Annotated in this window: 22 protein-coding genes; 15 read left to right on the top strand and 7 right to left on the bottom strand. The window is 38.5% G+C overall.

Annotation, left to right across the window (positions count from 1 at the left end; translation table 11 throughout):
- Positions 1 to 100 precede the first annotated feature (100 nt).
- The 4 genes from AC1MGI_RS17795 (at position 101) to AC1MGI_RS17780 (ending at position 2,897) form a co-directional block, all read left to right on the top strand.
- Positions 101 to 862 carry a methionine ABC transporter ATP-binding protein gene (locus tag AC1MGI_RS17795; RefSeq protein ID WP_480346692.1) on the top strand — a complete coding sequence of 254 codons (762 nt, stop codon included), beginning with the start codon at positions 101 to 103 and terminating at the stop codon, positions 860 to 862.
- Positions 855 to 1,517 (top strand): methionine ABC transporter permease, encoded by a 663-nt coding sequence (locus AC1MGI_RS17790; protein WP_480346690.1) that lies wholly within the window; start codon positions 855 to 857, stop codon positions 1,515 to 1,517. Before AC1MGI_RS17795 ends, AC1MGI_RS17790 begins: the two co-directional genes overlap by 8 nt.
- Positions 1,518 to 1,605: 88 nt before the next feature.
- Positions 1,606 to 2,418: a MetQ/NlpA family ABC transporter substrate-binding protein gene (locus tag AC1MGI_RS17785; RefSeq protein ID WP_480346688.1), complete on the top strand. Its 813-nt coding sequence runs from the start codon at positions 1,606 to 1,608 to the stop codon at positions 2,416 to 2,418.
- Positions 2,419 to 2,729: 311 nt separating this feature from the next.
- Positions 2,730 to 2,897, top strand: a complete 168-nt coding sequence (locus AC1MGI_RS17780; RefSeq protein WP_156187555.1) for a hypothetical protein — start codon at positions 2,730 to 2,732, stop codon at positions 2,895 to 2,897.
- A gap of 195 nt (positions 2,898 to 3,092) precedes the next feature.
- Here the strand turns inward: AC1MGI_RS17780 and AC1MGI_RS17775 are convergent, their stop codons facing one another.
- The 3 genes from AC1MGI_RS17775 to AC1MGI_RS17765 all read right to left on the bottom strand — a co-directional run bounded on the left by AC1MGI_RS17775 (position 3,093) and on the right by AC1MGI_RS17765 (position 6,387).
- Positions 3,093 to 3,998, bottom strand: coding sequence for an AEC family transporter (locus AC1MGI_RS17775; RefSeq protein ID WP_480346686.1), 906 nt, complete (start codon positions 3,996 to 3,998; stop codon positions 3,093 to 3,095).
- Between the two features lie 216 nt (positions 3,999 to 4,214).
- Positions 4,215 to 5,432, bottom strand: a complete 1,218-nt coding sequence (locus AC1MGI_RS17770) for an MFS transporter (protein ID WP_403070318.1) — start codon at positions 5,430 to 5,432, stop codon at positions 4,215 to 4,217.
- A gap of 82 nt (positions 5,433 to 5,514) precedes the next feature.
- Positions 5,515 to 6,387 (bottom strand): TetR/AcrR family transcriptional regulator, encoded by an 873-nt coding sequence (locus AC1MGI_RS17765; RefSeq protein ID WP_480346684.1) that lies wholly within the window; start codon positions 6,385 to 6,387, stop codon positions 5,515 to 5,517.
- Between the two features lie 567 nt (positions 6,388 to 6,954).
- On the opposite strand from AC1MGI_RS17765, the gene AC1MGI_RS17760 reads away from it, so the two are divergent.
- The 5 genes from AC1MGI_RS17760 (at position 6,955) to AC1MGI_RS17740 (ending at position 10,927) form a co-directional block, all read left to right on the top strand.
- A complete protein-coding gene (locus AC1MGI_RS17760; protein ID WP_480346682.1) occupies positions 6,955 to 7,782 on the top strand; it encodes a transporter substrate-binding domain-containing protein in 828 nt (275 codons plus the stop codon).
- Positions 7,783 to 7,874: 92 nt separating this feature from the next.
- Positions 7,875 to 8,534, top strand: a complete 660-nt coding sequence (locus tag AC1MGI_RS17755) for an amino acid ABC transporter permease (RefSeq protein ID WP_049682068.1) — start codon at positions 7,875 to 7,877, stop codon at positions 8,532 to 8,534.
- Positions 8,527 to 9,249 (top strand): amino acid ABC transporter ATP-binding protein, encoded by a 723-nt coding sequence (locus AC1MGI_RS17750; RefSeq protein ID WP_480346681.1) that lies wholly within the window; start codon positions 8,527 to 8,529, stop codon positions 9,247 to 9,249. The genes AC1MGI_RS17755 and AC1MGI_RS17750 overlap by 8 nt, the downstream gene beginning before the upstream one ends.
- 148 nt (positions 9,250 to 9,397) lie before the next feature.
- Positions 9,398 to 10,390, top strand: a complete 993-nt coding sequence (locus AC1MGI_RS17745) for an aromatic acid exporter family protein (RefSeq protein ID WP_480346679.1) — start codon at positions 9,398 to 9,400, stop codon at positions 10,388 to 10,390.
- 27 nt (positions 10,391 to 10,417) lie between these two features.
- Positions 10,418 to 10,927 (top strand): L,D-transpeptidase, encoded by a 510-nt coding sequence (locus tag AC1MGI_RS17740; RefSeq protein ID WP_480346677.1) that lies wholly within the window; start codon positions 10,418 to 10,420, stop codon positions 10,925 to 10,927.
- A 297-nt stretch (positions 10,928 to 11,224) separates the two neighbouring features.
- Here AC1MGI_RS17740 and prli42 read toward each other — a convergent pair whose 3' ends face one another.
- Entirely contained in the window at positions 11,225 to 11,323 is a 99-nt protein-coding gene (gene prli42, locus AC1MGI_RS17735; protein WP_157279407.1) for a stressosome-associated protein Prli42, read from the bottom strand.
- A 188-nt stretch (positions 11,324 to 11,511) separates the two neighbouring features.
- Between prli42 and mce the strand changes: the two genes are divergently transcribed.
- The 4 genes from mce to AC1MGI_RS17715 all read left to right on the top strand — a co-directional run bounded on the left by mce (position 11,512) and on the right by AC1MGI_RS17715 (position 16,190).
- A complete protein-coding gene (gene mce / locus AC1MGI_RS17730) occupies positions 11,512 to 11,928 on the top strand; it encodes a methylmalonyl-CoA epimerase (RefSeq protein WP_480346675.1) in 417 nt (138 codons plus the stop codon).
- On the top strand, positions 11,925 to 13,475 hold the full coding sequence (locus AC1MGI_RS17725; protein ID WP_480346673.1) for an acyl-CoA carboxylase subunit beta: 1,551 nt from the start codon (positions 11,925 to 11,927) through the stop codon (positions 13,473 to 13,475). Before mce ends, AC1MGI_RS17725 begins: the two co-directional genes overlap by 4 nt.
- Before the next feature lie 197 nt (positions 13,476 to 13,672).
- Positions 13,673 to 14,794 (top strand): tripeptidase T, encoded by a 1,122-nt coding sequence (locus tag AC1MGI_RS17720; protein ID WP_480346671.1) that lies wholly within the window; start codon positions 13,673 to 13,675, stop codon positions 14,792 to 14,794.
- Positions 14,795 to 14,933: 139 nt separating this feature from the next.
- Entirely contained in the window at positions 14,934 to 16,190 is a 1,257-nt protein-coding gene (locus tag AC1MGI_RS17715) for a DNA polymerase IV (protein ID WP_480346669.1), read from the top strand.
- 184 nt (positions 16,191 to 16,374) lie between these two features.
- Here AC1MGI_RS17715 and AC1MGI_RS17710 read toward each other — a convergent pair whose 3' ends face one another.
- From AC1MGI_RS17710 to zwf, 3 genes are all read right to left on the bottom strand, one after another.
- Complete coding sequence (locus AC1MGI_RS17710; protein WP_480346668.1) at positions 16,375 to 16,740, bottom strand: ArsR/SmtB family transcription factor; 366 nt, start codon at positions 16,738 to 16,740, stop codon at positions 16,375 to 16,377.
- Positions 16,740 to 17,171, bottom strand: a complete 432-nt coding sequence (locus tag AC1MGI_RS17705; protein WP_480346666.1) for an SRPBCC family protein — start codon at positions 17,169 to 17,171, stop codon at positions 16,740 to 16,742. Before AC1MGI_RS17705 ends, AC1MGI_RS17710 begins: the two co-directional genes overlap by 1 nt.
- A gap of 561 nt (positions 17,172 to 17,732) precedes the next feature.
- Positions 17,733 to 19,235, bottom strand: a complete 1,503-nt coding sequence (gene zwf / locus AC1MGI_RS17700; RefSeq protein WP_480346664.1) for a glucose-6-phosphate dehydrogenase — start codon at positions 19,233 to 19,235, stop codon at positions 17,733 to 17,735.
- Between the two features lie 610 nt (positions 19,236 to 19,845).
- Between zwf and AC1MGI_RS17695 the strand changes: the two genes are divergently transcribed.
- Together AC1MGI_RS17695 and AC1MGI_RS17690 are read left to right on the top strand one after the other, a co-directional pair.
- Positions 19,846 to 20,013: a hypothetical protein gene (locus tag AC1MGI_RS17695; protein ID WP_480346662.1), complete on the top strand. Its 168-nt coding sequence runs from the start codon at positions 19,846 to 19,848 to the stop codon at positions 20,011 to 20,013.
- 96 nt (positions 20,014 to 20,109) lie between these two features.
- A complete protein-coding gene (locus tag AC1MGI_RS17690; RefSeq protein ID WP_480346661.1) occupies positions 20,110 to 20,448 on the top strand; it encodes a hypothetical protein in 339 nt (112 codons plus the stop codon).
- Positions 20,449 to 20,450 lie beyond the last annotated feature (2 nt).

Below are 20,450 nucleotides of genomic sequence, written 5' to 3'. Positions count from 1 at the left end.
GTTGGGAGTGACATCTTACCTAACAAAGGCTATAATAATAATTTGGATAGAAACCATATATAGAGAAAACAAGGTAGATGGATAGAAAGGAACGTGCACGGTGATATCTTTACATAATGTAAGTAAAAGCTATCAGCAGCACCAATCAATTTTGCAAGCAGTGAACTCGGTTTCGCTAAATATTGATAAAGGCGAAATTCATGGTGTGATTGGTGCGAGTGGTGCTGGTAAATCAACACTGCTTCGTTTAATGAATGTCCTTGAGGCACCTGACCAAGGAACGGTTGTGGTCAATAATCAAACGTTAACGACACTATCAAACCGTAAACTTCGTGAAGCAAGGCGATCGATTGGCATGATTTTTCAGCATTTTAATCTTGTTGCAAATAAGACAGTATTTGATAATGTTGCAGTCCCACTTGAATTAGCTAGCTATTCAAAAAAGTCCAAGGTAGAACGAGTAAAAGAATGTTTGGAATTTGTCGGGCTTCGGGATAAAGCCCATCAATATCCAGCACAGTTAAGCGGTGGACAAAAGCAGCGGGTGGCGATCGCAAGAGCTCTTGCGAACCGACCAGCTGTTTTGTTATGCGATGAACCTACTTCTGCCTTGGATCCACAGACAACAGCGGGGATTCTGGACGTATTGCAGACAGTAAACAAAGAATTGGGTGTAACGATTGTCATTGTCAGCCATGAAATGGATGTCGTGAAAAGTATTTGCGATAAAGTCACGGTTATGGAAAGTGGAGAAATACTTGAAACTGTTTCAATTGAACCCCAAGCGTATATCATTCCTAAAAATGATCCAAAATGGTTTCTGCAGCAACTAACAGAAAAAGAGAGGAATTCGAATGCCTGAAATCATTTTAAAGTACCAAGCTGAAATCTGGCAGTCGATTGGAGAAACGTTTGTCATGGTTGGGATATCCATCATTGCTGCTCTTTTGATTGGATTACCGATTGGAACATTGCTCTATATTTGTCGAAAAGGACAATTGCTTGAAAATCGAGCCTTATATTCCAGTTTGAACGTATTTGTCAATATTGTTCGTTCGTTCCCGTTTTTATTACTCGTCGTCTTTTTAATTCCTTTTACAAGGTTTATTGTTGGAACGGCAATCGGTACAATGGCCGCGACCATCCCACTCTCTATAATGGCTATCGCCTATTACTCAAGATTAGTGGAACAGGCTATCCTCGAAGTTCCGCGTGGTATCATTGAATCAGCTGTTTCAATGGGAGCTTCAGTCCCAGAAATTATCTTTAAGTTTTTGTTCTTGGAAGCACGTTCAGGTCTTATACTCGGATTAACAACGTCAACGATTAGTTTTATATCCTATTCAACCGTAATGGGCATTGTTGGCGGGGGCGGAGTTGGTGATTTTGCGATTCGATATGGCTATCAGCGCTTTGAAACCGAGTTAATGATTTATATGATTATCATTATGATTTTCTTAGTACAAACGATTCAGTTTACAGGAACGACCATCGCCAAAAAATTGGACAAACGATAAGTGAAACTTCCATCAGCGGGGATTCTTTTCATCCCGACTGATGGTTATTTGAACCGGGATAAAATAACAGATTGAGAGGTAATCAATTATGAAAAAAATCATCACGCTTTTAGTACTAACCATGTTTGTATTGGCCGGCTGTAGTGACAAAGCTGAGCCTGCTCCAGGAGAACAGAAAGTAGTGAATTTAAAAGTAGCTACATTGATTCCGCCTATGACGGATATGTTGGAAATTGTAAAACCTTTGATGAAAGAAGAAGGAATTAATCTAGACATCGTGGTTCTTGGTGATAATGTGCAACCGAATAATGCTCTTGCTAACAAGGAAGTCGACGTAAACTTTTTCCAGCATGTTCCCTTTATGGAACAGTACAATGAAAGCAATGACACGGATTTAGTTCTTGTAAAGCCCATTTATCATGCCATTTTTGGGGCTTATTCAAAACGTTATAAAAACATGGAAGAGCTGCCAGAAGGTGCAACAATCGCTATTCCGAATGATCCGATAAATACTGCTCGTTCACTCATTATGTTTGCCCATCAAGGAATTATTAAGTTGAAAGAAGGCGTAGGGCTTAAAGCGACCCAAGCCGATATAGTGGAAAATGAGAAAAACTACAAATTTGAAGAAGTGGACTTGCTCATGCTTGCTAGGATGATGGATGATGCTGATCTCGTTACCTTATACCCGTCCTATGCCGCCCCGCTTGGCTTAACGCCAAGTAAAGATGCGTTATTGACAGAAACTGTGGACTCAGAGTTTGCGATCTCATTAATCGCCCGTTCTGACAATGCGGAATCAGAAGCCATCCAGACATTAGCTGAAAAATTGACTGGACCTGAAATCAAGAAATTTTTAGAGGAAGATTACGCAGAAACGGCTTTACCTGCATTTGAATAAAACTAATTAGTCATTTGAAAAGCTGTTGATCTATACATCAACAGCTTTTTTAGTTGAGAGCAATCTATTTGGCAATAAATTTCACAAATTGTTCATAGCCTTTTGTAAGCGCTTATATCATAATTAAGATATCGATATAACTTTTTACTTTGATCTATTAGAAAAAAGAAAAAGTTCCCCTTTTAGAAGGGGAGACAAAGTATCTTTGTTAATTGTTGTAAACGCATACATTTTCTTTATGAAAATAACATAAACTTTTAGAGCGTAATTAAAACTTTATTAATAAACTAGACATCTAAGGAGGCTACATCATGAAAGATTATATTTTTATCTTGGATAATCAAATAGAAGCAGAAGAAATAATTATAGAAGCTAGTGGAATGATGGATGCATTTATGAAGGCTAAGGAGTTGCAAAGAAAGAAGAAAATCGATAAAAAATCAAACGTGAACTTATTATTTAAAGGGATTAGTTATTAAATTAAGATGTAGTCTATGATTTGATAGTAGATCACGATCGGGGATCTATTTCGTATAGTAAGGCAACAAACCTTGGAATGCTTTCTAAGATTTGTCGCCTTAAATTTAGACTGTATCTATTAAATTTTATTGGGATTCTAGCTTGTTAACCCCGAATAATATTAGAATGATAAAAATATCCTCATCGTTTTCAACTTAAAGAATAAAGTTAGCGAAGACATATAATATGATAATACTAATTACAATACAAATATTTGATAATGTGCCAATTAAGCGATGAGTAGGATATTTAAATTCATGAGCAAATGGCAAAACAGAGAGACCAACCGGTAGTAATAATCCAATTAGGATGGTATATCTAAACATTTGATCGAAAGGAAGTAAAAAGTAAAAAGCTAAGCCAAATATAAGCCCGAAACCATACCGGAAAAGGACGTACTTAATGGTCGGTCTCAAATATTGTTTTTCAAAATTAAAGTTTAAATATAACCCCAATAATAGTAAAGATAAGGGTAAGTTAGCTTTAGATATAATCGTGGCTATATCAATGATTCCACCCGGCAAATGGATATTGCTGAAACTTAAAATGCCCGCAATGATGTATGTCATTAAAGGAACCGATTTGCTGAGCTTTTTTACTATTCCAAGCGGTTTAAGGACTAGTCCCTTCTCTGAATAATAGCTTCCCGCTATATAAGAAAGTCCAAAGACAATTAAGGAATTTCCTATATCAAACATTCCGAAATAAATTAGACCGATCGGACCCCAAATCGCTTCAACGAGTGGAAAGGCAAATAACCCTACATTATATCCAGTAGCCATCATCATAAGGGTCCCTTTAAGCACCCTCTCTTCATTTTTAAATACAAAAAAAGCGAGGAAAATAGAAATAAACCCAATCATAAAGGCTAGTACAGGTAACATGATTAATGAAGGCTCAATTTTAACAGAATCAAGAGAAACGATAACTAGAGCTGGTAGGGTAATATTAAAAATAATTCTAGAAATAGTTTCTCCGTCTTTTTCTTGTAATAAATTAATACGTTTTAATAGATATCCAATGCATATGATGACTATTATGTACAGAAATTGTTGATTCATACCGTATGATCTCCTCTGAATGTCGTTAAGAAAAATATATCATACTATCATATTTTTATGTTCATATACCTACAGATATTGACAAAATTTCATTTTTATAAAATAAAGGTCGATTTGTAAATTATAGAGCAAAATCTTTTTAGCTATTAAAAAAATCACCCAAATCTCTAGCCATTGGCAGTGACTTCGGTGATTTTTTTATGAAAAGAGATACTCTTATCTAGTTGAGCTAGCATTTTCGACTGTTCTTAGCCGTTGTTTCGCTTTTTCACCTTTTGCCCATTTGATGCAAATAAGCAAGGTTACGAAGATGATGGCTGCACCAAATATATACGGTAGTCCCATGTTTACATCAAACAATGCGCCAGCAAGTGCAGGGCCGACCATGTTGCCGATACTCATATATGCATTGTTCATGCCAGCCGCAAAACCTTGTTCGCTTCCAGCCATTTTTGATATGGTCGTATTGATGGCAGGCCGAACCAAGGAAGTCGCGATAAAGAAAAAGGTGGATACAATTAATACAGAGACAAAACCAGTTGCAAACAAAAGACTGATTAAGGAAATCGCCGTCACGACAAGCATCGAATTCATAACGCGCACTTCACCAAATCGATTAAGCACACGATCGAGTACAAACGCCTGTACGATGACCCCGATTAAGCCGCCAACGACCATTAACATAGAGATATCAAATGGACTGAACCCAAACTTTACATCTGTAAATAAGCTGATGGTTGACTGATAATTCGACAAACCGAATGAAAGAGTAAACATCATGAGTAGAAGGATGAAATACGGTTTTTTTACAGAAACGGCCAATTGGTTGATTAGAGAAGATCGTTTTGTTGGTTCTACGGATACGGCAGAACGGGCTGGCTCTTTCAAGAAAAAGATCGATAAAATAACGGCTATAGCAGCAACAGACCCTGCTATATAAAACGGTGCTTTCACGCCAAAAGCCGCTAAAAAGCCGCCGATACCAGGTCCGACCACAAACCCTAATGACATTGAAGCTCCGAGACGCCCCATTCCTTTTGCTCGGTTCTCTACCGTTGTAATATCTGCTACGAAGGCCATCATGGATGGAATTAAAAAGGCCGCACCCATCCCGCCAATCGCCCGTGAAATAAAGAGCAGTACGAGCTGTTGAGAAAAAGCAAAGATAAACTGTGATAATGAAAAAAGAATTAAACCGAACACAATGATTTTCTTTCGACCAAACCGGTCAGACAAATCCCCGGCAATTGGTGAAAAAATAAATTGTGCCAAAGCGAATGTAGCAATGAGTAAGCCAAAGGTTTTCCCTCCAGCTCCAAAATCATGAATAATCGTCGGCATGATTGGAATGACGAGCCCAATCCCGGTCATGACGATAAACATATTGGCCATTAATATGAGAAGGGGAAACTGTTGAATATTTTTTCTTGACATTTATTAACCTGCTTTCTTTATACGCTCTAATTTTATCCCACTCTTAATGGGCAGCAAGACCCCCATTGATGAAAGGTTCACTTTATTTAATAAGTGTGGTGACAGGCATTTGTTTTATCGTTTCTTCCAATTCCGACGCTAGTTCCACAAAAGCATTGCTTTCTTTTAAATTGTGGATCATGCCTGATAAAACGGCTACACGAGGTTTTATTTCTAATAGTTCCTTTTCCAGAATTTCCACAGATTCGATAATAATATCTTCTGCATGCATACTTAATGAGACAAGCGTTTCTTTCATTTTCCGCACGATGTAAAGAGGATGAGTGGTTTCATGTGGGTGTGCTTGCAAAGGAGAAGTCATAAAAAACGGATTAGGTTTTTCCTCAATGAATGTGTGTGCGATTGTTTTAAGCTGTAGAAATAGAAAACGAGCAAGTTCATTAGGGTCACACGCTTTTCCCTCTTCAATAATGCCGCGTACGTAGGTAATTAACATGCCTTTTAACGTAGCCGTTAAATCTGTCGCATATGCTGCTACTTCTTGCCCAAAAACTGACACGATTCCTTTTTCTGTTTTCTGAAGCAGTTTGGTATGTTGTTGATGCACGAATTGATTGAGAGATGGGTCCTCAAGTCCTCTGACCTCATTCATTTGCATTTGAAAAAACTCGTGAAATTCACAATAATGACGGAGGCGAATAGCAATTCCACGGATAAAGGCCTCCTCGACTGAATCATCGTTCGTTTCTGCTGCAGCCATTTGTTGGTTCAGCATTTGATAATAATACGAAAAAATATCGGATAAGAGTTCTTCTTTCGATTTGAAATGGGTATATAAGCTTCCTTTTGAGACTCCACATACATCAGCAATTTGCTGCATGGACGTTTGATGGAAGCTTGTTTTCGAAAAAAGTTTCATAGCAGCGATTAATATTTTTCGTTTCTTTTCGTTCATTCCGCACCTCCATTAACCAACTGGTTTTTGAATTGACCAACTGGTCATCTCTTTAATAAATTCTACCACAGGTCTCGAACACTTTCACGTAAAAAGTTTCGTATAGCGAAGTTTTTTACATTCAAAAATTTTCGCAATACAAAGCATCCAATCATGCAATAGTATTTCAGTGTACAGGGCGATATTTGTTCAGTTTTTTGTATTGAATATGAATGTAGGAGAGATAATATATATTGAAATAATAAAAACAACCATAAGCATCTGATTCCCAACTAAAACAATGAATAAGGTTCAGGTTCTCAAATTGTTTCACCTTATGAAGGTGATGGTGCGGAGCTGATTTTGCGAAGCCCCGACTCTTTTCCATGATGAAGGGGAGAATGGTAAAATCATTTATCCGAATGTAAACATGAATTTATTATTATAAATATTATTGCATAATTATAAAAATGTGTTAAAATACATTAAAGTGCATGAATATTAAAAACTATAATTATATTTTCCTATAATGAATGTATCAAATGTTGATAGGGAAAAATTAATTCATTAGGTATGGAGGAGTATAGAATGAAGAGTAGTAAACAACTTATGCTTATGTTTGCCATGATTATGATGATCGGCATTTTAGCTGCATGTGGGACATCCAATAATGATGATTCAGCAAACAATAAAGAATCAGCAAATGGTGATGGAAAAAAAGTATTAATGATGATGGGAACTTCTGCGGATTATCCGCCATTTGAATATGTTGAGACGGCAAAGAGTGAGGAAATCATCGGCTTTGACATAGATGTGGCTAGAGCAATTACTGAAAAACTAGGCTATGAATTCGAAGTGAAGGATATCGACTTTAATGGACTTGTGCCTTCTTTAGAAAACGGGACAGTGGATTTTGTTCTTTCGGGAATGTCTCCTACTGCAGAACGTAAAAAGACAGTGGATTTCAGTGATATTTATTACAAATCGAACCATATGATTGTAACGAAAGCAGACGGGAAAATCAAAAGTGTTGAAGATCTTAATGGTGCTACAGTAGGTGTTCAATTAGCGTCCATCCAAGAAGGAATTGCCAAGGATCTTAAAAAAGACGGCATAGATCTTACGGTTGAAAACCGTAATCGAATTCCAGATATCGTTCAAGAAATCAAAGCTGGCCGTTTTGATGCAGCTATTATTGAAGATACAGTCGCAAAAGGCTATTTAGCTGACAATTCAGATCTTGCGGGATATGTAATTGACGGAAAAACAAAAACAGAAGAAGCAGGTTCAGCGATTGCATTCCAAAAAGATAGTGAACTAACTGAAAAATTTAATACTGAGCTGAAAAAAATGATGGAAAACGGTGAAATGGAAAAACTTATAGTAAAATGGTTTAGTGGCGAAACAGCTAAATAAATAATTGAAGAAAACGTTCAAAAGGGTGCGTGTTCTCTTTTGAACGTTTTTCCGCGCTTTCCTGTTTACTGACCAATGAGAGGATGAATGGTTTGAACTTGGATTTTGAAAGAATTATGCCTTCCCTTCCTTATATTTTAGAGGGAATTCCAATGACGTTAAAAGTCGTTGCTGTAGCAGCGGTAATCGGGATTGTTTTGGGAATTGTGTTGTCGTTAATGAAAATCAGCCGCATGAAGCCATTGAAATGGATTGCGGACTTTTATACTTCTATTTTCCGTGGCACACCGCTTGTGCTCCAACTCATGTTAATTTATTTTGGATCTCCACAATTGTTCGGCGTGCAAATTGATGCTTTTGAAGCAGCCTTCTTGTCATTCGGTTTAAATTCAGCTGCTTATATTTCAGAAGTGATTCGCGGTGGAATTAATGCTGTTGATAAGGGACAAAGAGAGGCGGCACTTGCCCTAGGTGTTCCCTATTCGAGTATGATGTTAAGCATTATTCTGCCTCAGGCATTCAAAAATATTTTACCAGCCTTAATGAATGAATTTATTACGTTAACAAAAGAATCAGCAATTGTCACAACAATTGGACTAGCAGATATTATGCGCCGTTCCTATATTGTCGGTGGCGAAACATATAAATTCTTCGAGCCGATTTTATTTGCTGGGTTGATATATTATGTGATGGTCATGATTTTAACTGTGATTGGCAAATTGGTTGAAGGGAGAATGAAACGCAGTGATTAAAGTAGACAACCTCCACAAAAGTTATGGAAAGCTGGACGTCCTTAAAGGAATCAACACAAGTATTAAAGAAGGCGAAGTAGTCGCAGTTATTGGTCCTTCAGGGTCAGGGAAATCCACATTTCTTCGCTGTTTGAATTTACTCGAACAGCCAACTTATGGGCAAATTTGGATAAAAGAAACGGATATTACCGATAAGAAAGCAAACATCATGAAGGTCCGAGAAAATGTTGGAATGGTGTTTCAACATTTTCATTTGTTCCCACATAAAACAGTTCTGGATAATTTAACCTATGCACCGATGAAGGTGAAAGGTCTTTCCAAACAAGAGGCACAAAAACAAGGACGGGAACTACTAAAAAAAGTGGGTCTAGCAGATAAAGAAAAGCAGTATCCGAATAAATTATCCGGGGGGCAAAAACAGCGTGTTGCCATCGCTAGAGCACTTGCAATGAACCCTGATGTTATGCTATTTGATGAGCCTACTTCTGCACTTGATCCAGAAATGGTCAAAGAAGTGTTAGCTGTTATGAAAGATCTTGTTCATACGGGAATGACAATGGTCATTGTCACTCATGAAATGGGCTTTGCACGTGAAGTAGCTGATCGAATTCTCTTCCTTGATGGTGGGAACCTTGTTGAAGATGCACCGCCAAGTGAGTTCTTCTCGAGCCCGAAAAGTCAGCGTGCGCAAGAATTTTTGGAAAAGGTTTTATAAGACTAAAAAAGACAACGAATAGTTGTCTTTTTTTTTGGCGGAAAAATGTGAATACTAGAATTATGGTAGTCAACAGCACTTTCACTATAAATTGGCTACATTTGTTGGTAAGATGGGTACTATCATAAGAAAACTAGGTGATATCGTTATGTTTAAAATTGGATATCGGACATTGAAAACGGCAGTTGGTACGACGCTAGCCATTTTTCTAGCACAATTAGCGGGATTAGATAGTTTTCCATCTGCAGGAATTATTACAATCCTATGTACGAAGGTAACGAAAAAGAAATCTCTTGGGGCCGCCTATTCACGGTTCATAGCCTGTTTAATTGCGATGATCTATTCCACCATACTGTTTGAACTATTTGGCTATAATCCAGTTATCATTGGCATTATTTTATTACTTTTAATACCGACAACGGTTGCTTTGAAAGTAAATGAAGGCATCGTAACAAGCGGTGTTATTATCCTACATCTATATACGGCTGAACATATCACGCTTGATCTCTGGCTGAATGAATTAGGACTCATTATAATTGGAATTGGTTCAGCTTTATTAATGAACTGGTATATGCCAAGTCTCGAAAATAAATTAATCGATTACCAGAAAAAAGTTGAAGAGAATTTCAGCAAAATTCTTATGGAGCTAGTAAATTATTTGCATACCAACAAAAGTGACTGGGATGGGAAAGAAATTACTGAGACAACAAAATTATTAGCTGAAGCAAAGACATTGGCATTTCGCGATGTAGAGAATCATTTTTTGCGTGAAGATGACGTTTATTATCATTATTTTAAAATGAGGGAAAAGCAATTTGAAATTATAGAGCGCATCTTGCCACTAGCTACGAATATTCCGTCAAAAGTTAAGCAAAGCAAGATGTTGGGGGAATTTCTCATTGAACTAAGCAACAACGTTCATCCGCAAAATACCGCAATTATTTATTTGCAAAAGCTTGATGAGATGGAACAGGTTTTTAAAAAAATGGAGCTTCCTGTGACCCGAGAAGAGTTTGAATCGAGAGCAGCGTTATTACAGTTAATGAAGGAAATCGAGCAGTATTTGCAGCTTAAACATTCATTTAAAGGTCTACCAGAACCAAAAAAACAGCATGAAAAGCTGAAGATGGGTGAAAACTAACGGAAAATGAATGGAAGGTTTGATCAAATGAAGATGTTACTTTCCTTAATCTTTACAAGCATCTTGTTGGCAGTTGTGCCAATGCCCGCTTCAGCTGTTGTTGGAGAACCCTTTGTCATCGTGAATAAAGCAACGAACAAGGTGGCATTCATTGATGATAATAAAGTTCAGAATGTTTACCCAGCTGGTACAGGGAGAAGCAAGGAGCTCACACCAGAAGGATTATTTACCGTTAAAGTGAAGGCTGTTAACCCGTATTTCCGAAAAAAGAATATTCCTGGTGGTGATCCTAGAAATCCACTAGGATCAAGGTGGATTGGCTTTGATGCATTGGGAACAGATGGGAGAATTTATGGACTTCACGGTACAAATAATCAAACTTCTGTTGGGAAATATATCTCAAATGGATGTGTCCGTTTGAGAAAAGCTGATATCGAACATTTATACGAGCATGTGCCAATCGGTACTAAAGTTTTAGTCACCCATTCATCAAAAGACTTTACAACATTGGCTAAAGAGCAAGGAGCCATTAAATAAGAAAAGCGTAAAGATCCGTCAATAAAGAGGCTGTCCTTTAACTAAAGGGTTAACCCCACATCAATTATATTCCGTTTATAGACGTATAACGACTAATAAACGGAATATAGAGTGTGGGGTTGACCCTTTTTGGACGATCTCATTTTTATCCCGCATTAACGGGCAGTATGACCCCAAACTTGAGGCTTAGAGGAATAGAAGAAGCGTAGATGCGGGTCTTACTGTCCGTAAAAGCCCGATTGGTTCAACAAACAATCAGTGGGGGATGAAGAAAACCCCACTGATTGAAGTTTCACTTTATTGTAGGAAGAATGCAACGCCAGAAAGTAGACTTGTCAATAACATGGAAATAATCATTAAATAAACAACAATTTTTCTCGTTTTCTTGTTTTTCATATTAATCTCTCCTCATTGTAAAGAGCATAGAATTCTTTACAGCATCCGTATATATGTATAGTTTACCTTGTCCATAGTAGAATCTCAAGGATATTTGGTTGGTAACCAACTTAACAAATATAAGCAGGGATTTTCAGGAATTTGTTGAATAGTATCATTATTCAATAATAGTAAACAGGGGGCTGCTTATGATCAATAAGATTGACCATATAGGTATAGCTGTAACATCATTAGCTGAGGCATTACCGCTTTATACGGAGGTATTTAACTTGAAGCTGGAAGGGATTGAAATCATAGAGAATCAAGGAGTCAAAGTAGCATTTGTAAACGCAGGCAATACAAAGTTGGAATTATTGGAAGCGTTATCTGAAGATAGTCCTATAGCCCGGTTTATTGAAAAACGAGGCGAAGGCATTCATCATATAGCTTTTGATGTGGAGAATATTGTAACACGAATTGAGGAGATCAAAAATGGCGGCCTGCGCATGATTGATGAAACGGTAAGGATTGGTGCTCATAATGCTCAGGTTGCTTTCCTTCACCCAAAATCAGGCGGCGGGGTTCTTTACGAGTTGTGTGAGAATTACGAGGGGGAGAAAAAATGACAGACATCTATGAAAAAATCAATGAATTGTATGATCGGAGGCGGGAAGTAGAGCTTGGCGGTGGAGATGAGCGCATTATCAAACAGCATGAGAAAGGCAAGTTAACCGCAAGAGAACGAATTCATCTTCTGGTCGACAAAGGGAGTTTCGTTGAACTTAATCCATTTATCGAGCACCGCAGTGTCGATTTTGGCCTAGATAAAATCAAAGGACCTGGAGATGGCGTTGTAACGGGTTATGGGAAAGTGAATGGACGTCCGATATATTTGTTTTCTCAAGATTTCACAGTGTTCGGCGGTGCACTCGGTGAAATGCATGCAAAAAAAATAGCGAATGTAATGGATCTAGCTGCGAAAAATGGCGCACCGTTTGTTGGACTGAATGACTCTGGCGGAGCTCGAATTCAAGAAGGAGTTGTCTCACTAGATGGCTACGGACAGATCTTTTACCGAAATGCGATTTATTCGGGGGTTATTCCGCAAATCTCGGTTATGATGGGACCGTGTGCCGGGGGAGCGGTTTATTCACCAGCTATTACTGATTTTGTTTTTATGGTAGAGGAAACAAGCCAAATGTTCATCACCGGACCAAAAGTGATTGAAACTGTGACCGGAGAAAAGATTAGTTCTGAAGATCTTGGCGGTGCAACTGTACATAACAGCATTAGCGGGAATGCCCATTTTCAAGGGAAAACAGAAAAAGAAGTGCTGGAAATGGTGCGTCAGTTACTGTTGTATTTGCCGCAAAATAATGAAGAAAAACCACCAAGCATGAAAGCCTGCGACAAAGAGGATTACCGGGAAAAGCTTACGGATATTATTCCATTTAATGGTTTACGTCCCTATGATGTCCGTAAAGTAATTGAAGAAATCGTTGATACAGATTCATTCATGGAAGTTCAAAAAGATTTTGCGAAAAATATTGTCATCGGATTAGCGAGAATGAAGGGCGAAGTCGTCGGACTTGTCTGCAATCAACCTAAAGTTTTGGCCGGCGGACTTGATATCGATTCTTCAGACAAAGCAGCCCGGTTTATTCGTTTTTGCGATTCGTTCAATATTCCACTGATTACCTTCGAAGATGTGTCTGGATTTTTTCCAGGAGTTAAGCAGGAACATGGAGGAATTATTCGCCATGGTGCAAAAATCCTTTATGCCTATTCAGAAGCGACTGTTCCAAAGCTGACGGTTATTCTTCGTAAAGCATATGGTGGGGCGTATGTAGCGTTAAATAGTAAATCAATTGGTGCAGATCTTGTATTCGCCTGGCCAAATGCTGAAATCGCTGTCATGGGACCTCAAGGAGCCGCGAATATTATTTTTGCAAAAGAAATTCAAAACAGTGATACCCCAGAGCAGACACGCGCACAGAAAATTGCAGAATATCGCGATAAATTCGCGAATCCATATGTGGCAGCGAGTCAAGGAATGGTCGATGATGTCATTGATCCACGAGAAACACGGATTAAGTTACTTCAATCCCTAGAAATGCTGCGTAACAAAAAAGAATCTAGACCCTTTAAAAAACATGGGAATATCCCTTTATAAAGGTGAATATCGCTAAATGAAACACGATATCTTGCGGGTACCGAACCATTAGCGATATACTAGGAATGTTGAAGTAGTTACACTTCATCAATAGGGACTTTTCCGTTACCTGTAATAAAGTGAAGGTCCCTCATTAGAATTTTTCCGATTGAGAAATGGGTTTGATCAGGTATATACATATAGGAGGTTTTGTTGAAATGGTGAATGAAGAACGCATTGTAAAGGAATTTTTTGAATTGGTCCAAATCGATTCAGAAACGAAGTTTGAAACGGAAATTGCCAAAGTTTTAAAAGAAAAATTCACGGCTCTAGGTGTGGATGTTTTTGAGGATGATACTACCGCTGTTACCGGTCATGGAGCTGGCAACTTGATATGCACGTTGAAAGGAACGAAAGAAGGAGTGGATACAATTTATTTCACTTCACATATGGATACGGTCGTTCCTGGGAATGGAATTAAACCGTCCATTAAAGATGGCTATATCGTCTCTGATGGTACAACGATTCTTGGAGCAGATGATAAAGCAGGTCTTGCGGCGATGCTTGAAACTCTTCGTGTATTAAAAGAGGAAAACATTCCGCATGGTACGATTGAATTTATCATCACGGTAGGCGAGGAATCTGGACTAGTCGGTGCGAAAGCTTTAGACCGTTCACTTGTTACAGCTAAATACGGGTATGCACTAGATAGCGATGAAAAAGTTGGGAATATTATTGTAGCTGCTCCCACTCAAGCAAAGATCTTTGCCAAAATGTACGGGAAAACAGCTCACGCTGGCGTTGCCCCTGAAAAAGGAATTTCCGCCATTACGATGGCAGCAAAAGCGATTGCGAAAATGCCGCTTGGAAGAATCGATGAAGAAACAACTGCGAATATCGGCTATTTCAGAGGTGGACAGCAAACAAATATCGTTTGTGACTTTGTGGAAATTTTAGCCGAGGCTCGCTCTTTAATCCCAGAAAAAATGGAAGCTCAAGTTGAGAAAATGAAACAAGCGTTTGAATCTGTTGCATCTGAAATGGGTGGAAAAGCTGAAGTTGAAGTAACGGTTATGTACCCTGGCTTTAAATATGGCGATGGCGATCATGTTGTTGAAGTAGCCAAGAAAGCCGCAGCTAAAATCAACCGCCCATCAAAGCTTCTTCAAAGCGGTGGTGGTAGCGATGCAAACGTCATTGCTGGCTTCGGCATTCCAACAGTAAACCTTGCTGTCGGCTATGAAGATATCCACACAACCAATGAAAGAATTCCGGTTGAAGAATTAACAAAATTAACGGAAATGGTCCTAGCTATTATCGAAGAAGTAGCAGGAGAATAATCGAACGAAAATATGACTGGAATCTGAGGCAACCCTCAAATTCCAGTTTTTTTGATGGGAAATAATCTGGGAAATGGGGTCTGACCCCTTATTATGCTACAATAGGTATACTTGCTGTGTGTAAGGAAGTGACAGTTGAATGGAAGGGATGTATCCGAAAAAAGGAAAAGTAATCCTTCATGTTGATATGAATAGTTTTTTTGCATCAGTAGAGATGGCGTATGATGCAGGGCTTAAGGGTAAGCCCCTTGCAATCGCTGGGAATGTTGAGGAGCGCCGTGGGATTATAATCACGTGTAGCTATGAAGCAAGGAAATTTGGTGTGAAAACGACGATGCCGATTTGGCAAGGGAAAAAGCTATGCCCTGAGCTTCTTGTATTGGAGCCAAACTTTGATCGATATCGGAAAACTTCCATCGCAATCTTTGAACTGATGAGACAATATACAGAACTGGTAGAACCGGTTTCAATTGATGAAGGGTATCTGGATATTACAGGTTGCTCGGACCTTGGCTCGCCTGTTGAAATCGCTGAAAGTATTCAAAAGCGGATTTTTGAGACGATGGATTTGCCTTGTAGTATCGGCATCGCCCCGAATAAATTTCTAGCTAAAACGGCTTCAGATATGAAGAAGCCGATGGGCATTACAATTCTGAGAAAACGAGATGTTCCGTTGAAACTTTGGCCTCTCAATGTTGGTGAAATGCACGGAATCGGCAAGAAAACGGCAGAGAAGCTTAATGATGTCGGGATCAAAACAATCGGTGATCTTGCTAAAGCGCATGATGTAACACTCAGGCATGCTCTTGGTATTAATGGACTAAAATTAAAGGAACGGGCTACTGGAATAGACGGGCGTGCAGTTGACCCTGAATCCATATTTGACAATAAAAGCATTGGCAATTCGATGACTTTACCAAAGGATCTAACGAATCAGAAAGAATTAATCGATATATTAGAGCAACTTTCAACAAAGGTAGCACTTCGGTTGAAAAATAAAAAATTAGTTGGGCAAAAGATTGGCGTGACCATTCGCTATAAAGATCGCCGGACGGTAACGAGAAGCAGGATTGTCGAGAACCCTTTTTTCGAGAAAGCTGATATCCATCGGCTTGCAGTCGAGCTGTTTAAAAAGCATTGGAATGGAGAGAAAGTTCGTCTACTTGGGGTGACGGCTTTCGATGTAATGGACAAAGAAGCTGCCTATAAACAACTAGATTTATTTTCCTATGAAAAAGATGCAGAAGAAGAGCCACTTTTCCAAGCTATCGAAAAGCTGAAAAGTAAATACGGCAAGGGAATCATTAAAAAAGGGGTCGAAGCAGCTGAAAAGAAAGGGCAAGCTGAGACAAGTTTTAGCAAGGATTTTCTCGATAACTTGCGCTTAAAGGAATAGAGGAGCGGATAAAGGATGCCTAACGATCAATACAAGGGAGTCATAAGGGTCTGACTTCGCACTCTAAATCAGTAAGTAGTGTTATATACACTTATCTTATCCTGTATTTAGTTGGTGCGGGGTCTGACCCTTTGCTTTTGACACCCCGTTAACTTTATTGTGAAACAGATATTAACTAGCTTTCCTACTGTTTATCTGGATCTGTTTTAATGACTTTTAAATCCGTCCCATTCTGGTTTTCAACAATATGTTTAAGCATGGATAATTTATTATTCCAAAATTGTTCAAAATATGAAAGCCATTGTTTCAATTCATCAAATGATTCTGGTTGTAAGCGAAAACGTTTTTCTCTACCTATTTTTCGTCCACTGACTAGTTCTGCTTCTGAAAGAATATGAAGATGTTTAGCGATAGCTGTCCGACTCATAGGGAAATGCCCGGTGATTTCTAAAATAGATAATTCTTTTTCTGCGAGTAATCTAAGAATATCTCGCCGTGTTGGGTCAGCAATAGCTTGAAATACATCATGCTTTTGTACGGATGCAGACACTAGTTCTGAACAATTTTTCTTAACTTATTAAGAATGCCTGTCCAACCTTGACTCATCCTGTCATGTATAACGGAACTTTTCTCGTTCGCTTTCGGAAGGATATAATCAGGGTTTTTCCATCCCCCGTGAATAAGTGTAAACTCTGTCTTATCTTCGACTTCTTTTAAAATAAATGAAACGACCCATCCATCTTCATCCCATGTAAAAGAAAGTCGATTTGGCGAATCTAATTCAATGACTTTGCAGGGGGATGGGCCGAATGGTGATTGTAAATGGAATTCATGTCCGATGATCGGCTGAAAATCATTGGGCATGAACCATGAGGCAATCCCTTCTGAAGTTGAAACCGTATCCCATACTTTTTGAATAGGCGCATCAAAAACGACTGTTTGCTTAATATCTTGTAGTGTAACCTGATTATTTTCTATCAATATAATTCTCCTTTTTGCATAAATATGAAACCAAATGGTTTTGTTTTTAAAATTATATAACACCCATTGGTTTCGTGTCAACGGTAAAAGAGGCTGACCCAGAGCGAAAGGGTCAGGCCTCATAATTATATAGATCACAAGGAAAATTTCATATTACTTCTATCATCAATAGCGTTACCTTTTTGATAGTGACTAATCATGTGAAAATAGGATTAAGTACCTAGTGTGAAATAGGGATTTTGGGATTTGAAAATTTTGGTGTATATCAGATAATGTAATCAATATAGGGGATTTAGTAGCGAAGCAGAAGGTGCAATATAGACACAACAAGGAGGGAGCCTAATAGGATGAACGCTATCTGGATTACTGGAGCGGTGTTTTTATTTTTTATTGCCTTGGAATCAGGAATATCTTATTGGATTAACTTAGAAAAAGCTAGGTATGTAGATGGGGAACAACATGAATAACAAGAGGGTGTCCCGAAAAGGTCTAACCCTGCATATGCAAAGATTATGGGTCTGACCTTTTCGTTATGGGACAGGCTCTTGTTTTTTCTTCATTTTAATTATCGATTTCTAGATTTTCAACCGGCCACCAGAAATGCCCGTCTTTTTCCAGCAGTTCATCGGCACATTTGGGTCCTACGCTTCCGGCAACATAATTCGGGAAGGTTTCATCTTTCGTGTTTTCCCATACTTCTGAAATGATGTCAACGAATTTCCAAGATAGAGCCACTTCATCCCAGTGGGTGAAATTGGTGGCATCACCACGCATACTGTCGAATAATAACTTCTCATAGGCTTCAGGAGTATTCATTCGGTCAATGCTCGTATTGGAGAAGGATAGTCTTACAGGTTTCGTTTTCATTTGGTTACCGTTTTTCTTAGCGTTTAAGAGTAATGTAATTCCTTCCTCTGGCTGGATATGGATGACAAGTAAGTTAGGATGGACATTTTCTTCTGGTTCCTTGCTATAGTATAAATTCATTGGAATATCTTTGAATTGAACAACAATTTTCGTTGATTTCACATCCATGCGTTTTCCAGTTCGAATATAGAATGGTACTCCTGCCCATCGGAAATTATCAATGAGTAATTTACCCGCCACATACGTTTCGGTATTGGATTCAGAGTCGACCGACGACTCATTTCGGTAGCCAGGAAGTAAGGAATCTAAAACAGCACCCTCACCATATTGACCACGGACAAAGAAAGTTTCAACTTCTTCTTTCTTCATTGGACGTAGTGAACGCAATGCACGTGCCTTCTCGCTACGAATTTCTTCGTCCGTCAATTTGATTGGCGGTTCCATAGCAAGTAGGGCAACCATCTGCATAAGATGATTTTGGACCATATCACGAAGCGCTCCACTGGTTTCATAGTAACGACCTCGTTCCTCAACCCCAAGCGTCTCGCTAGAAGTCACTTGGATATTGGATATGTACCGGTTGTTCCAAAGCGGTTCAAACATTGCGTTCGCAAAGCGAATCACTTCAATATTTTGGACCATTTCTTTGCCGAGATAATGATCAATTCGGTATATCTCATCTTCAGAGAAGGCTGTGCGAATTTGTTCATTAAGTGCTTGAGCAGATTCAAAGCTAGTCCCGAATGGTTTTTCAATCACGAGTCGTTTGTAGCCTGGCGTATCTGTCAAGCCCTGTCCTTTCACTTGCTCAGCAATTGTACCAAAGAATTCTGGAGCCATTGCTAAATAGAAAATTCGATTTCCTTCCAAATCATATTGTTCATTCAGCTTATCCGCTATGCTTTTTAATTCGATGTAGGATTCTGAACTACTCACATCATGGGAATGATAGTAAAAGTGTGAGACAAATTCATCGACGTTTTCATGGCTGTCAGCAAAGGTCATAACAGAATCTTTAACATTTTCTTGAAATTGAGCATTTGTTAATGGTCTTCGGGCTACACCAACAACAGCAAATTTCTCCATATTTTCTTTTTGAAACAATCGATAAATAGATGGAAATAGTTTTCGTTTGGCCAAATCTCCGGTGGCTCCAAAAAGGATGATTAATGCGGTCGGTTTATTAGTTGGAATCACTTGCATAACCTCACTTTTCTAGTAACAACAGTAAAAATGTTGTTTTGATAATTTATATATTCAACTATAAAGATACATGTAAGTGAACGCAATTTAATTGCACAAATATTCAATTTTTTTAATAGGGAAAATTCAGAATTGCACCAACTGAATTTATTCTTTCACCTAAAGGATACCCATAACTTAACTGTAGTATTTATCCCAGTTAAACAGGCTGTAATACTTATCTTATTGTAATAAATCAAATGAGTGTTAAACAGCCTGTAAAACTCCGATTGGTGAAATATAGCGACACTAGAACGGGGCTAACCATCAGTGAAAAAAACCACTGATGGAAGTTTCACAGAAGTTAGCTCCAAGAAGCCCACTCCTTTAGGCGTCGGGAGGAATGGAGTGCTTTTTTATTGTCGAATATACGTTCTGTGATGTAGTATAAAGACATAACGAGAAGGGAGCGTTGTGTCATCGCAAAGTCAACAAAAGATTCTTTTGTTTTAGAATTGAAATGTGCCGTATTAGACTGGCAACATCCTATTTGGCAAACACGATTTGAGTTGGCTCGAAAACTCTACAACACCACTCTTTCTTATGCCTTAAGCAGTACCAATTGATGAAAGAATCAAAGAAATATCGCAAACAGCTACGTTTGTATCGAGAAACAAAATTAAAAGTAGAGTGTATCACTCATAAAGAAAAGAGTTGTCTTTTAAAAAAAGAAGTAGATTCTTACGCAAAAATATTGAATGATATCCGTCAATCATACGGTTTAACGGAATAAGGGCTTCATGCGTCTATAAAAAAACATCAACAAAATGTCAACAAACACATAGACAGCAATACCTCTCAAAAAATTGCCTCTACCGTCTGGAAAGCGATGAAAACCGTACTCTTTCAAGGAAAAACAGCTCATTTTAAAAAGTATGGATCCGTGACTTCTCTTGAAGGGAAAACCAATAAATCCGGCATTCGCTTTAAAAATAACGAAATACATTGGAATGAACTCGTTCTTCCTGGACTCATTCGAAAGAAGGATCTGTTTGTAGAAGAATCCCTTGCTTGCCACAAAATTAAGTATTGCCGTCTTGTTAAAAAGATGATTCGTGGCAAAGATACCTACTATGTACAATTGGTCATGGATGGAATTCCTCCTGTAAAAAGGATCAACTCAGGCAAGGAGCCTATCGCCATAAAGAAACACCTCCAAATCGTGTAGGA

The sequence above is a fragment of the Peribacillus sp. BM1 genome (assembly GCF_056679975.1).
This window is presented reverse-complemented; position numbering and strand designations above follow the sequence as displayed.

Excerpts from the sequence above, each read along its gene's own strand:
- AC1MGI_RS17725 (WP_480346673.1), top strand. The coding sequence starts at position 11,925 with ATGACAGACATCTATGAAAAAATCAATGAATTGTATGATCGGAGGCGG.
- AC1MGI_RS17720 (WP_480346671.1), top strand. The coding sequence starts at position 13,673 with ATGGTGAATGAAGAACGCATTGTAAAGGAATTTTTTGAATTGGTCCAA.
- AC1MGI_RS17715 (WP_480346669.1), top strand. The coding sequence starts at position 14,934 with ATGGAAGGGATGTATCCGAAAAAAGGAAAAGTAATCCTTCATGTTGAT.
- AC1MGI_RS17775 (WP_480346686.1), bottom strand. The coding sequence starts at position 3,998 with ATGAATCAACAATTTCTGTACATAATAGTCATCATATGCATTGGATAT.
- prli42 (WP_157279407.1), bottom strand. The coding sequence starts at position 11,323 with ATGAAAAACAAGAAAACGAGAAAAATTGTTGTTTATTTAATGATTATT.
- AC1MGI_RS17760 (WP_480346682.1), top strand. The coding sequence starts at position 6,955 with ATGAAGAGTAGTAAACAACTTATGCTTATGTTTGCCATGATTATGATG.
- AC1MGI_RS17740 (WP_480346677.1), top strand. The coding sequence starts at position 10,418 with ATGAAGATGTTACTTTCCTTAATCTTTACAAGCATCTTGTTGGCAGTT.
- mce (WP_480346675.1), top strand. The coding sequence starts at position 11,512 with ATGATCAATAAGATTGACCATATAGGTATAGCTGTAACATCATTAGCT.
- AC1MGI_RS17690 (WP_480346661.1), top strand. The coding sequence starts at position 20,110 with ATGAAAACCGTACTCTTTCAAGGAAAAACAGCTCATTTTAAAAAGTAT.
- AC1MGI_RS17770 (WP_403070318.1), bottom strand. The coding sequence starts at position 5,432 with ATGTCAAGAAAAAATATTCAACAGTTTCCCCTTCTCATATTAATGGCC.
- AC1MGI_RS17785 (WP_480346688.1), top strand. The coding sequence starts at position 1,606 with ATGAAAAAAATCATCACGCTTTTAGTACTAACCATGTTTGTATTGGCC.
- AC1MGI_RS17745 (WP_480346679.1), top strand. The coding sequence starts at position 9,398 with ATGTTTAAAATTGGATATCGGACATTGAAAACGGCAGTTGGTACGACG.
- AC1MGI_RS17765 (WP_480346684.1), bottom strand. The coding sequence starts at position 6,387 with ATGAACGAAAAGAAACGAAAAATATTAATCGCTGCTATGAAACTTTTT.
- AC1MGI_RS17780 (WP_156187555.1), top strand. The coding sequence starts at position 2,730 with ATGAAAGATTATATTTTTATCTTGGATAATCAAATAGAAGCAGAAGAA.
- AC1MGI_RS17790 (WP_480346690.1), top strand. The coding sequence starts at position 855 with ATGCCTGAAATCATTTTAAAGTACCAAGCTGAAATCTGGCAGTCGATT.
- AC1MGI_RS17695 (WP_480346662.1), top strand. The coding sequence starts at position 19,846 with ATGAAAGAATCAAAGAAATATCGCAAACAGCTACGTTTGTATCGAGAA.